Origin of the sequence: Campylobacter sp. RM16704, from assembly GCF_000816245.1 — a bacterium.
Taxonomy (GTDB): Bacteria; Campylobacterota; Campylobacteria; order Campylobacterales; family Campylobacteraceae; genus Campylobacter_D.
Genome location: NZ_CP007769.1, coordinates 1,210,943 through 1,223,677, shown reverse-complemented (window position 1 = coordinate 1,223,677; position 12,735 = coordinate 1,210,943). Strand labels below are relative to the sequence as shown.

Genomic DNA, 12,735 nt, shown 5'->3' with positions numbered 1-12,735 from the left:
AAACTCTTGCAAAAGATTGATAAATGTGTTAAACTTTGAAAATCATTATTTTAATCAAGGAGCTTTTTATGACTAAAGCAGATTTTATTTCTCAAGTTGCTCAAACTTCTGGGCTAACTAAAAAAGACGCTACTGCAGCTACTGATGCGGTAATTGCTACTATTACTGAAGTATTAGCTAAAGGCGATAGCATTAGCTTTATTGGTTTTGGAACATTTTCTGTAGCTGAAAGAGCTGCTAGAGAAGCTAGAGTACCAAGCACTGGTGCTAAAATCAAAATTCCTGCTACTAAAGTTGCTAAATTTAAAGTAGGTAAAAATCTTAAAAATGCAGTTGCGGCTGCTAAAGCTGCTAAAAAAGCTAAAAAATAACCCTTTACGCAAAAGTTAAAACTTTTGCGTTTTTCTTTTTATATAACTCTTAGTTTTATTTTGGTATTGTTTTTAAAACATCGTATAAGGAAAAACATGCCAGTTTATAATAGCATTTTAGATTGTATAGGTAATACTCCAATTATCTCTTTAAAAGAATTTGCGTCTAATCTTTATGGCAAGTGTGAATATTTTAACCCGAGTCATTCTATAAAAGATAGAGCTGCTGTAGAGATGATAAAACAAGCTTTAAATAGAGGTAAGATTAACCAAGAAACTACTATTATAGAAGCTACAAGCGGAAATACTGGTATAGCTTTAGCAATGATTTGTGCAAGTTTGAAATTAAAACTTATTATTGCTATGCCTGAATCTATGAGTATGGAGCGTAGAAAAATGATGAGTTTTTTTGGAGTAAAATTAGAATTAACTCAAGCTAGCAAAGGTATGCAAGGTGCTTTGGATAGAGCTAATGAGCTTTTAGAAGAAATTCCAAATTCATTTATGATAAGTCAATTTGAAAATATAGACAATAAAAATGCACATAGGAAAAATACTGCATTAGAAATTTTGAAAGTTTTACCTGAACTTGATATTTTTGTAGCAGGTTTTGGTACAGGTGGAACTATTAGCGGGGTAGGAGAAATTTTAAAAGAACACAATCCTAATATCAAAATCATAGCTTTAGAGCCTACAGCTTCGCCACTTTTGAGCCAAAATACAGCTGCAAGCCATAAAATTCAAGGTATAGGAGCAAATTTTATCCCTAAAATTTTAAATCAAGAAATTATAGATGAGATAGTTTGTGTAAGCAATGAAGATGCTATTAACACAACTTTAGAACTTGGCAAAAATGGTATAATGGCAGGAATTTCAAGTGGTGCAAATGTATATATGGCTAGAAAAATTGCTTTAGAAAACCCTGATAAAAAAGTCTTGACTATGCTAAATGATACAGCCGAGAGATATTTATCTACAGATTTATTTGCAAATTTATAATTAGGAGTATGTATGAGTCAAAATAATGAGCATTTTGATTTAGATCTTGAAAGAGCAATTTTAAGTTCTTGTATATATAGTGAGGATTCTTTTTTTAGTATTTCTTCGGATATTGAAGTTAATGATTTTTCACTTAAGGCTCATCAAGATATTTATAAAGCGATTTTAGCTTGTGTAAATGCGGGGGAACCTATAAGTGCAAGTTTTATAAGAAAGCATAAAAGAGTAGATGAGCAGGTTTTGGCTGAAGTTTTAGCTACTACTTCTATTGCAGATGTTAGTAAATATGCATATGAGTTAAGAGAAAAATCCATAAGACGCCAACTTTTAAATTTTGCTTATACTATACCTACAAGAGTAAATGAAGATAAAAATGTTTCCCAAATTTCAGATGAAATTGGAAAAGAGATTTTTAATCTTACAAATCGTGTTAATAGCAATAACATTAAGGATATGACTATGGTTATGTCTGAACTTATGGAAGAATTTAAAAAACAAAAAGAAGCTGAAAATAAAGATATTTTAGGACTTGATACAGGTTTTAATGAACTTAATAAAATGACAAAAGGTTTTAAAGCAGGCGATCTTGTAATTATTGCTGCACGTCCTGGTATGGGTAAAACAACTATTTGTTTAAATTTTATAGAAAAAACACTAAGACAAAATAAAGGTGTTGTAATGTTTTCATTAGAAATGCCTGCTACTCAAATCATGCATAGGTTAATTAGTGCAAAAACCTCTATTCCTTTGCAAAAAATTCTTACAGCAGATTTAAATGATGATGAGTGGAGTAGGGTAGGTGATGCTTGTAATGAATATGCACAAAAAAATCTTTATATTTATGATAGTGGTTATGCAAGTATAGCAGATATTCGTTCAATTTTAAGAAAAATTAAAGCACAAGATGAGAGTGTAGAACTTTGTGTGGTAGATTATATCGGACTTATGATGAGTAATTCTGCTTTTAGTGATAGACATTTGCAAGTGAGTGAAATTTCAAGAGGTTTGAAGCTTTTAGCAAGAGAATTAAATATGCCAGTAGTAGCACTTTCTCAACTTAATCGTTCATTAGAAAGTAGAGCAAATAAACGTCCTATGCTTAGTGATTTAAGAGAAAGTGGTGCTATAGAGCAAGATGCAGATACCATTTTATTTGTATATCGAGATGAAATTTATAGAGAACAAGAAGAAAAAGAAAGAGAAAATAAGGCAAAAAATGAAGGAAAAACTTATGAAAGAAAATTTATGCCAAATCCTGTACAAGAAAAGGCTGAGCTTATTGTGGGCAAAAATAGAAATGGTCCTGTGGGACATGTAGATTTACTTTTTTTAAAAGAAAAATCTTGTTTTATCGAAACTCCAAAAGAAAATTTTGTGGTTACAAACTTTGAAGGTTAGTTCAAAGGGTAACCATAGTTTTTATGCATAAAAAGCTCTATATCCTTAAAATCAATTTTGCCCATTAATTCTTCCACGATTTGTTTATATACAACTTTTCCATCTTTAATAATAAAAGCAGATCTTGCTAAAAGTCCAGCAAAAATACTATTAGAAATTAAAACTCCATAATTATTACCAAAATCTTTGAATGCGAAATCACTTGCAACAATAATGTTATTAATTCCTTCAGTTGCACAAAAACGATCCATTGCAAAAGGTAAGTCCATACTAACTATTATCACTTCTATATTTTTCATATTAGCTAATCTTTTATTGCTTTCTTTTGCTTGTTTAGAACAAATTTGTGTGTCTAAACTAGGAAATGTTAAAATAATTTGTGTTTTACCAGCTGGTGCTATCTCTATAGGTGCTAAATTTTTTGTTCTTAGAGTGATTTTTGGTGCTATATCACCAACTTTTATTTCTTCCCCTATAAGTTCTATTTTTTGTTCTTTATACATTATAGTTGTCATTTTTTTCCTTTGTTATAATAATATCATTTTTGCTAAAAGTAAAAAGCTAAAAAATCCTAATCCATCTGTAATAGCTGTAATAACTACGCTTGAACCAACTGCTGGGTCAATTTTAAATTTTTTTAAAGTTAAAGGTACAAATGAACCTACAAAACCAGCTAAAGTTAGATTAATTAGCATCGATAAAGCTATCACAAGCCCCAATAAAGCTGTTTTAAACCATATAAAAGCTATAACACTCATAATACTAGCAAAAATAAATCCATTTAGCAAAGAAATTCCACTTTCTCTTAAAATAACTTTTTTTGCATCTTTAAATTCAATTTCGTTAAGTGAAAGTTTTCTAACTGTTACTGCTAAAGCTTGAGATCCTGTATTACCTCCCATAGAAGCTACAATTGGCATAAGTACAGCTAGGGCAACAAGCTTTTCTATTTCACCTGAAAAAAGACTGATGATATTTGCTGAAATAAGAGAAGTGGTAAGATTAATCATTAGCCAAAAAGCTCTTGCTTTAGCTGCTTTTAACGCACTTTCTTCCTCTGCATCTTCATCAACACCAGCTAAATTATAAATTTGCTCAGTTGCATTTTCTTGAATGAGATCATGAATATCATCATAAGTAATTCTTCCTAAAAGTACTCCATTATCATCAACAACTGCTAAAACACTTAAATCATAATCTTCTACTATATCAATAGCTTTTTGTATATCCTCATGATCTTTTATACTGTAACTTTTATATTTTTCACTATTATTTTTTATAATATCTGCAAAGCTTAGTTTGAAGTCCCAAAGTAAAAGATCGCTTAGATTGATAGAGTTGCATAACTTACCTTTTTCATCTGTTATATATATTTGAAAAATTTGATTTACTTGTCCAGAATGTTTTAAAATCCTATATCTTTTAATGGCTTTTTCTATGCTTTCATTAATTGAAGCTGTGAAAATTTCTGTTTGCATATATGCACCGGTAGTATTCTCATCATAATTTTTTAAACGTAAGATTTCTTCTTTATCTTCAGAACTTAAACGATTAAGTATTGCTAAAGCTTTTTCTAGATTTAATTCTTCGATACGCTTGATTAAATCGGTTGCATCATCACTTTCTAATTCTTCTACAATTTTGGCTATTTTAATAATGCTTAAATGTTCTAAAATATCTTCTAGAATATGATCAGGAGTTATTGTAGTAACATTTGCTAATGTAAAAGTGTCTAAAGATTTTAAAGTTTGTAAATAAATATTTTCATCATATCTTTTGATGGTTTTTAAAGCTTCGTTAATCTGATAGGTACTTTGTTCTTTAGATATATTTTTTAAAAGTTCTTGTGCTTCTAAAAAATCATTAAGCATTTCAAAACTCCATGAAATTTTCTATATTTTGTTCTTTTGGTGGATTTATAAAATCTTCATTAATATTTTGCAAACGATTTTCATATGTTTTTGCTATTTTTAAAAATTCTTCTTTACTTTTTCCACTTAAACTTGATTTTGGAATTTTTACTATAGTTTCAGGATTAATTGCTTTATTATTTAGATAAAGTCCAAAATGTAAATGTGGTCCCGTACTCATTCCTGTAGATCCTACATAAGCTATTACTTGTCCTTGTTTAACTTTTTGACCACGTTTTATTTTTGCAAAACGACTAAGGTGGGCATATAAAGTCATATATCCTGATATATGTTTTACTTGTACCACTTTACCATAACCTCCTTTGTTGCCGACAAAGCTAATTATTCCTTCTCCTGCACTTTTAACTGGAGTTCCGGTAGGTGCAGCATAATCAATACCTAAATGTGCTCTATATCTTTTCAAAATAGGATGATATCTTGCTCTAGTAAAACGGTCTGAAATCCTTGTATATTGTACTGGTTTAGTTAAAAAGAAATTTTCGAGCTCTTTTCCTTGGGCATTATAATAGGAATCTTTATATAAAAAGACTGAGTATTCTTTTTCTCTAATATTTGCTAATGCCGCATTGATATTAATATCTCCAAAAAGTTTTCCTAGTCTTCTTTTTTGTTCATAAATTAAAACAACACTATCGCCTTTTTTTGCCTTTCTAAAATCTACACTATTTCTAAATGCACGTACCATAGCTCTTGCTAAGGTTACACTTCCACTTTCATCATAAACATCTTGATAAGCTGAATTGTTGATTTTTACATATAAAGTCCTTGTTTCTTTAGTATAAGAAATAGGAGTAAAATTAAGTACAAATTTATTATCAATATTTTTATAAATATGGATTTGTAAATCATCACTAATTGGAATTAAAACCTGCTCAAGTTCACCTTGTTCATCTTTTAACATTTGATATTTTACACCACTTGAAATTTCTGCACTTAGTTCTTTATCTTCTGCATCAAGGTTATAATATAAATTAAGTGATATGGAATGATCTTGTAAAAAATCTAGTAGAGTCTTTCCATTTTCCCAAGAAAGTTCTTCAACACTTGATATTGCAAAAAGTTTTATAGAAATAAATAATGATATAAATATTTTTTTCATAGTTTTTAAAACCTTGTAAAATTTAAACATAAATTTGTATTTTACTTAATTTTTCTTACAATTTTGTAAGGAAAAAACAATATAATTTACTTTTAGATATTTTTAAGGAGTGTAAATTGTCAAGAGTTATTTTAACACTGTGTTGTCTTTTGGTATTTTTACAAGCTAAAAGTTTTGATTTAATACAGGCAAAACTTGAAAGAGTAGATGATATTTATGGTTATATAAAAGATGATTCTAGGATTTTATTACATTCAAGTGGTATAGTAGTACATGAGATTGATACACAAAAATCTATTATTGCAAGGGCAAGTGTTATTGGGAGAGAAAATGGTTATATTAAATTGCAATTTAAAGTTTTTGATATGCTAACTCAAGATGCAATGCCTTTGCCAAATGTTTTACCACAAATAGGCGATAAAATAGTTTTAAATTATTTATACGATAGAGCATTAATTATAGCTCCTGATAAAAGTACGTATGATTTTATAGCACAAAAATTAAATGGACTTTATTTTTTACATCCTGATTTGTTTGGTGCACATATGATACAAGAATATCGCCAAACTCCAAGAAGATCAGACTTTAGATCTTTTTGCTCAAAAAATGCCGTTGGACTTTTAGTGGTAGCTTTGGAAAAGAAAGCTGAGATGGTTGATTGTCAAGATTTTGGTAAGATCGAAGAATTTGCTATCCCACAAGCTCAGAATTTACAAGTTCCATTTTATTCAAGAATTACAGGTTATAAAAGTGATATTTTTAGTCTAAATGATGAAGCAATTGGAAATTATTATGTATATTATGAAAAATTAATTAGCCTAACTAGAGAAAAATAATGCAAGAAATTCATCAAAAATTCTTTCAAGAACTTTTAGGGATTGAAAATGCCCACTTTGATTCTGTCCATAAAAGAGCATATAGTTATGATGCTACTAGAAAACATTATCTACCCGATGGAGTGCTTTTTCCACGAGATGAAGATGATATTAGTCAAATTTTAAAATATTGCAATGAAAATAAAATCATAGTTACTCCTAGAGGTTCGGGTAGTGGTTTTACTGGTGGAAGTTTAGCAGTTAATGGTGGTATTGTATTAAGTTTTGAAAAACATATGAATAAAATTTTAGAAATTGATCTTGAAAATTTAGTTGCAGTAGTACAACCTGGTGTGATTAATATGACTTTACAAAAAAAGATAAAAGAGTATGGTTTATTTTATCCGCCTGATCCTGCTAGTATGGAATATTCTTCTTTAGGAGGAAATGTTAGCGAAAATGCAGGAGGGATGAGAGCTGCTAAGTATGGAATAACTAAAGATTATGTTATGGCTCTTAGGGCTGTTTTACCAAGTGGTGAGATTATTAGAGCAGGTAAAAAAACTATAAAAGATGTAGCAGGTTATAATTTAGCTGGAATTTTAATAGCAAGCGAAGGATCTTTAGCTGTGCTTAGTGAAATTACATTAAAATTGGTTGCTTTGCCTAAATTTAAAAAAACTGCTATGGGAATTTTTGATAGTATTGATGATGCTATGAATGCTGTTTATAAAACTTTGGCTAAAGGTGTAACCCCTGTTTCTATGGAATTTTTAGATCAATTAAGCATACAAGCTACAGAAGAAAAATTTCAAAAAGGTTTACCTATAGATGCGGGAGCGATTTTAATTGCTGATGTAGATGGTAATGTTGAAGAAGCTTTGGAAGCAGATTTAAAAGTTTTACGAGAAAGTTTTTTAGAATCAAATGTAAGAGAATTTAAAATAGCCAAAGATGTGCAAGAAGCGGCTGATATTTGGTTTGCTAGAAGAAATTGTTCTCAAAGTATAACAATATATGGAAATTTAAAGCTTAATGAAGATATTACCGTGCCACGTTCAAAATTACCTGAGCTTTTAAAAGGTATAGCTAAAATTTCTAAAAAATATGGTTTTAAAATTCCTTGTTTTGGCCATACTGGTGATGGTAATGTACATACTAATGTAATGGTAAGTGATAAGAATAATCCTGAATTAGTAAAAAAAGGCTATGAAGCGGTAGAAGAGGTGTTTAAACTTACTGTTTCTTTGGGTGGAACTTTAAGTGGAGAGCATGGTATAGGAATTTCAAAGGCACCTTTTATGAAACTTGCTTTTAGTGATGCTGAGATGAATTTAATGAGAAATATTAAAAAAGCTTTTGATCCGAATAATATACTTAATCCTTTTAAAATGGGACTTTGATGAATTTTAAAAGTTTGTTTAAAATTCTTTTAGCTTTAAGAGATAAAGAAATTTTAAATTATGCTGCGGCCTTAAGTTTTTATACAATTTTATCTTTGATACCACTTTTATTTTTATGTTTTTGGGTTTTTACTCAAATTCCAAGTTTTGATATATATCAGGAAAAAATTAAAAATTTAATTTTTACTTTCTTAATTCCAACTCAGCAAGATGTAATCATACAATATATCAATACTTTTTTAAAAAATAGTGTAAATTTAGGATTAATTGGACTTTTAGCTATGGCTTTAACTTCATTAGCATTCTTTTCAGGTTATGATTATGTTATTAATAAACTTTTACAAGAAGATTCTAAAAGTCTTTGGCATAGTATCAGTTCTTATTGGACTTTAGCAACCTTAACTCCATTGGGACTTGGAGTGAGTTTTTATATTTCAGGTTTTATACAAAAAACTTTAGATGAATTTAATATTGCGTTGAATTTCTTTGAAGTTTTGCCTTATGTAATTATTTGGGCTTTATTTTTTGTATCTTATTCTAGTTCGGTTAGCAAAAAAGGTGATTTAAAGGCACTTTTGTTTAGTTCTTTTGGTGCTTCTGTGATTTGGTATATTTCCAAGATGATCTTTGTTTATTATGCTGTATATAATAAAACTTATTTAAATGTATATGGTTCTTTTTCTGTAATTTTATTTTTCTTTTTATGGATTTATATTTCTTGGATTATTTATCTTTTAGGATTAAAAACGTATTTACTTTTAAATCAAGAAAATAAAGGGAATAAACCCAAGAGAAACTACAAAAAGAGCCAGGTTTTTATGTAAAATTGATATAAAAGATAAAATTAAATAAAGTATGTAGTATCCAAAAGAAATAGAAAAATTTATACTATAAAATTTTATTTCAAAAAAATTTAATAAATATACATCTAGCAAATCTCCACAAAAAATAAGATGTAAAAATAATACCAATGGATAAAATATAACAAATATAACACTTAAAGGTATTGCTAAAAATTGTTGAAAACTAAGTAATGGAAAAAAATATAATACAGGTATAATCATTGCCAGAAATGTCCAAAAGTTTAATAATACAATATGAGTTAAATTAGAAAATTTATTTTTAAAATGATGAAGATATAGATAAATATAAAAAACACCTAAACAAGAAAATAAAAATCCAACACTAAAAAGAAATTTTGGAACAATACTTATGCAAAAAATAATACTTAAAAATAAAAATTTAAAGCTTAGAATTTTAATATCTCTACTGAAAAGATAAAATCCGAATATAGCCATACATAATGCTCTAGTGTATGAAGGTGTGAAATCTATTAAAAATATATATAAGATTAGAAAGATAAAGGCAATAATACTAAGGTCTAATTTTAAACTTCTATAAGGAAAGTATCGTTTTTGAAAAAAAGCATATAAAGGTGCAAGTATAAAAAAACAAAATGTAAATAGTAAGCCTAAGTGATAGCCGCTTATAGCTATTAAATGTGCAATTCCATAGTAATTTACATCATTTCTAAGTTCGTAAGAAATATTTTTTGCGAAAAACAAAGCTCCATAAAATTCTTTTATTTTTTCATTGTGATGTTGATTTAAAAAGTATTCGATAATAGCTTTTTCTTTCTTTACTTTGGTTATATTAAAGTCATAGCTTGGTACAAAAAAGCTTTTACTAAGATAATCTTTAAAGTTGATATTTTTAGTGATAATTCTAAGATTTATTACATCATTTTGACTTATATTGAGTTCTTTAAAGCTAGTGGTATAAAAGATAAAATCAGAGTTTTTTAGTTTTAAAACCTGATATTTCTTGCCATTTTTATTTATTTTATAATAATTTGATAAAACTATATTATTTTTTAATAGCAAGTGTTTTGATATTTTAAAATTTTGATATTTTTTAAATTCGTAAGTTAAATTAATGCCAAAAATACATAAAAAACAAAATAATAAAATAAAAAATTCTCTATAAGAATCTTTTATAGAGAATTTCAAAATCATTTTTTCTTAGAAAAACGTGCTAAATAAAGCCATATTATAAAAATCAAAGTAATTATAAAAATAGGTGCTATATAAGGATAGCTAGAAAACACTTCAAAAGCTTCTTTTAGCGTGTTTCCAAAAACAAAACCAGCATAACCCAAAATAACAGCCCAAGTCAAGCTAGCTAAGGTATTAATGATGAAAAATCTTACAAAACTAAATTTGCAAAGACCTGCTGCTATAGGAATGATGGTTTTTACTCCATAAATAAATTTTTGTACTACTAAAAGCAAATCACCGTATTTTTTGATTTTCATCATAGCAAGAGCAATTTTTCTTCTATGATTTTTAAAATAAGGCATTATATCTTTTTTGTAATATTTTCCTAAGACAAATAATAAGGTTGAACCTATAGTATTAGCTAAGAAAGCTAAAAGTATACACAAATGCAAATCAAGTTTAGTAGAGCTTGCACAAAGTACTCCAGCAGCTAGTATAGCAACCATACCTCCACCAAAAGAATAAAAAAACAAAATCAAATAACCATAAGTACTAAGATTATCTATCATTTCTTGCATAAAAAACCTTATCTTGCAAAATCAATAGCTCTAAGTTCTCTGATGACATTTACTTTTATTTCACCAGGGTACTGCACTTTTTCTTGAATTTCTTCAGCAATTTCTTTAGCTAAAAGCACAGATTCATCATCGTTGACTAATTTTGCATTAACAATTACTCTAATTTCTCTACCGGCATTGATTGCATAGGCTTTTTTAACTCCATCTTTGTTTTTAGCTATATCTTCAAGTTCACTTACTCTTTTTAGGAAGGCTTCAAGCACTTCGCGTCTTGCACCAGGGCGTGCAGCACTTAGTGTATCTGCAGTGCAAACTGCAGCTGATTCTACACTAGTAGCTTCTTCATGACCGTGATGAGCATAAATAGCATTAATTACCGTAGAGTGTTCCTTATATCTTTTGCAAAGTTCAGCACCTAAATCAACATGAGAGCCTTCAAATTCATGCGTTAATGCTTTGCCTATATCATGTAAAATTCCAGCTCTTCTTGCTAATTTTTCATCTCCACCGCACTCAGCTGCTATGATACCTGCAAGATGTGCTACTTCTAAAGAGTGTGCTAGAGCGTTTTGTCCATAACTTGCTCTATATCTTAACTTTCCTATAAGTTTGACAATTTCAGGATGAATTTGGTTCAATCCTAAATCCATTACTATAGTTTGTCCTTCTTCTAAAATATTATCTTCAAAATCTTTACAAACCTTTTCGTGAATTTCTTCTATTCTTGCAGGTTGAATTCTGCCATCTTCTACTAAAAGCTCAATCACCTTTGTAGCAATGGCACGTCTATAAAGATTAAAACAACTTACTATAATTGCTCCGGGTGTATCATCAATGATAATATCTACACCTAAAACCATTTCCAAGGTTTTAACATTCCTACCTTCTTTACCTATAATACGTCCTTTTAATTCATCGTTTTTTATATTTACTACATTGATTAATCTTTCAGCGGCAAATTCCCCTGCAAATCTTGAAGTAGCTTGTGCTAGGATAAAATTAGCTTTTCTTTTGGCTTCATTTCTTGCTTCTTCTTCGTATTTTCTAACAATATGAGCAATCTCAGCTCTTGAATTTTCTTTAACTTTTTGCAAAATAATTTCTCTTGCTTCATCTTGTGTAAGTCCTGTTGAATGTTCAAGAATTTTTAAAACATTATTAAGTTTTTCTTCGTAGTTTTGTTTTAAAATCTCATTTTCTTCATATAAAGCTTTTAAAGATTGCTGTTCTTTTACAAATTTATTTCTGTTTTCTTCATAAAGCTTTTCTTGATAATTTAAATTTTGTTCTTTTTTATTCAATTCCTCCAATTTAATAGAGTGTTCTTTTTGTAACTTTTGAACCTTTTCTTCAAATTTTTTCTTTGCTGCAAATTCAGCTTCAGCTACAGAATTTTTTGCATCTTTAAGTATCAATTCAGCTTCATATTCTATAGCTTTTGCTTTTGCTTTTGCTTGTTCTAAAAAGATATTAAAATTTGCATCATTAATCTTTTTGGCGACTACATATCCAATCCCTGCACCTGTAAAAACGGCTATTAAAGCGACTAATATTTCTATCATTGTTTTTTACTTTCCTAAAATATTTTTTATAAGGGTTTATATAAAAATTTCCTTTTATGTCATGACTTTTACTAAAAGTTTGATAACTTTTTGCATCTATTATTTGTGTAAAAATAACTAAAGGTTTTTTATAAGATATTGTTTCAAAAAACCTATCATAAAAGCCATATCCATGACCGATTCTTCTAAAATTTGCATCAACACCTATAACAGGGATGATTGCAATATCTATTTGGGTTTGTAAAAAAGAATCTTTTGGTTCATATACCCCAAAACTCTTCTTATCAAGAGTTAGTCTTAATTTTACTACCTTTAAACTTTTATCTTGCATAAATGGAACAAAAATTTGATATTTTTTCGCTAAAAAATGTCTAAATTTGTAAAGATTAATTTCATATTTTAGAGGAATATATATGAGAATATTTTTGCAATTTTTATAAATAGCCAATATTTTTTTTATTTCATTAAAAACCAAAAAATCTTTCTTGTATTGATATTTTATTTTTTGATTAAGTTTGTTTTTTTGTTCTATTCTGAAATTGTTTTTTGTCAAAACTTCCCTTGCTTTCCTTTAGTTTTTAA

13 protein-coding genes are annotated in these 12,735 nt (G+C 28.4%); 6 read left to right on the top strand and 7 right to left on the bottom strand.

Translation table 11 applies throughout. The annotated features are described in order from the left end of the window. Window positions 1–68: 68 nt before the first annotated feature. The 3 genes from CAQ16704_RS06235 (at window position 69) to CAQ16704_RS06225 (ending at window position 2,768) form a co-directional block, all read left to right on the top strand. Entirely contained in the window at window positions 69–371 is a 303-nt protein-coding gene (locus CAQ16704_RS06235; RefSeq protein ID WP_039667376.1) for an HU family DNA-binding protein, read from the top strand. A gap of 96 nt (window positions 372–467) precedes the next feature. Next, entirely contained in the window at window positions 468–1,370 is a 903-nt protein-coding gene (gene cysK / locus CAQ16704_RS06230) for a cysteine synthase A (protein WP_039667375.1), read from the top strand. A gap of 12 nt (window positions 1,371–1,382) precedes the next feature. Next, entirely contained in the window at window positions 1,383–2,768 is a 1,386-nt protein-coding gene (locus tag CAQ16704_RS06225) for a replicative DNA helicase (protein WP_039667374.1), read from the top strand. On the opposite strand, the gene tpx is transcribed toward CAQ16704_RS06225, so the two are convergent. From tpx to CAQ16704_RS06210, 3 genes are read right to left on the bottom strand one after another with little or no spacing between them, the layout of a single operon-like run. Further along, window positions 2,765–3,283: a thiol peroxidase gene (gene tpx, locus CAQ16704_RS06220; protein ID WP_039667373.1), complete on the bottom strand. Its 519-nt coding sequence runs from the start codon at window positions 3,281–3,283 to the stop codon at window positions 2,765–2,767. The two genes, CAQ16704_RS06225 and tpx, sit on opposite strands and share 4 nt — an antisense overlap. 12 nt (window positions 3,284–3,295) lie before the next feature. After that, window positions 3,296–4,639: a magnesium transporter gene (mgtE, locus tag CAQ16704_RS06215; RefSeq protein ID WP_039667372.1), complete on the bottom strand. Its 1,344-nt coding sequence runs from the start codon at window positions 4,637–4,639 to the stop codon at window positions 3,296–3,298. 1 nt (window position 4,640) lies between these two features. Then, window positions 4,641–5,798, bottom strand: coding sequence for a peptidoglycan DD-metalloendopeptidase family protein (locus CAQ16704_RS06210; protein ID WP_039667371.1), 1,158 nt, complete (start codon window positions 5,796–5,798; stop codon window positions 4,641–4,643). Between the two features lie 116 nt (window positions 5,799–5,914). Here CAQ16704_RS06210 and CAQ16704_RS06205 point away from each other — a divergent pair, with 116 nt between their 5' ends. Genes CAQ16704_RS06205 through CAQ16704_RS06195 form a run of 3 tightly spaced genes read left to right on the top strand, consistent with a single transcriptional unit; the run spans window position 5,915 to window position 8,840 of the window. Further along, the gene (locus tag CAQ16704_RS06205; protein WP_039667370.1) at window positions 5,915–6,634 is read left to right on the top strand and encodes a plasminogen-binding N-terminal domain-containing protein; all 720 of its coding nucleotides are present in this window, start codon (window positions 5,915–5,917) and stop codon (window positions 6,632–6,634) included. Next, complete coding sequence (locus CAQ16704_RS06200; RefSeq protein ID WP_039667369.1) at window positions 6,634–8,016, top strand: gycolate oxidase, subunit GlcD-related protein; 1,383 nt, start codon at window positions 6,634–6,636, stop codon at window positions 8,014–8,016. The genes CAQ16704_RS06205 and CAQ16704_RS06200 overlap by 1 nt, the downstream gene beginning before the upstream one ends. After that, on the top strand, window positions 8,016–8,840 hold the full coding sequence (locus CAQ16704_RS06195; RefSeq protein WP_039667368.1) for a ribonuclease BN: 825 nt from the start codon (window positions 8,016–8,018) through the stop codon (window positions 8,838–8,840). Before CAQ16704_RS06200 ends, CAQ16704_RS06195 begins: the two co-directional genes overlap by 1 nt. Here CAQ16704_RS06195 and CAQ16704_RS06190 read toward each other — a convergent pair. The 4 genes from CAQ16704_RS06190 to CAQ16704_RS06175 are packed head-to-tail and all read right to left on the bottom strand — an operon-like array spanning window position 8,775 to window position 12,706. Beyond that, window positions 8,775–10,031 carry a ComEC/Rec2 family competence protein gene (locus CAQ16704_RS06190; RefSeq protein WP_039667367.1) on the bottom strand — a complete coding sequence of 419 codons (1,257 nt, stop codon included), beginning with the start codon at window positions 10,029–10,031 and terminating at the stop codon, window positions 8,775–8,777. The two genes, CAQ16704_RS06195 and CAQ16704_RS06190, sit on opposite strands and share 66 nt — an antisense overlap. Continuing rightward, window positions 10,028–10,591 carry a DedA family protein gene (locus tag CAQ16704_RS06185; RefSeq protein ID WP_039667366.1) on the bottom strand — a complete coding sequence of 188 codons (564 nt, stop codon included), beginning with the start codon at window positions 10,589–10,591 and terminating at the stop codon, window positions 10,028–10,030. The genes CAQ16704_RS06190 and CAQ16704_RS06185 overlap by 4 nt, the downstream gene beginning before the upstream one ends. An 8-nt stretch (window positions 10,592–10,599) precedes the next feature. Then, window positions 10,600–12,153: a ribonuclease Y gene (rny, locus tag CAQ16704_RS06180; RefSeq protein ID WP_039667365.1), complete on the bottom strand. Its 1,554-nt coding sequence runs from the start codon at window positions 12,151–12,153 to the stop codon at window positions 10,600–10,602. Next, window positions 12,077–12,706 (bottom strand): 5-formyltetrahydrofolate cyclo-ligase, encoded by a 630-nt coding sequence (locus CAQ16704_RS06175; RefSeq protein WP_039667364.1) that lies wholly within the window; start codon window positions 12,704–12,706, stop codon window positions 12,077–12,079. The genes rny and CAQ16704_RS06175 overlap by 77 nt, the downstream gene beginning before the upstream one ends. Window positions 12,707–12,735 lie beyond the last annotated feature (29 nt).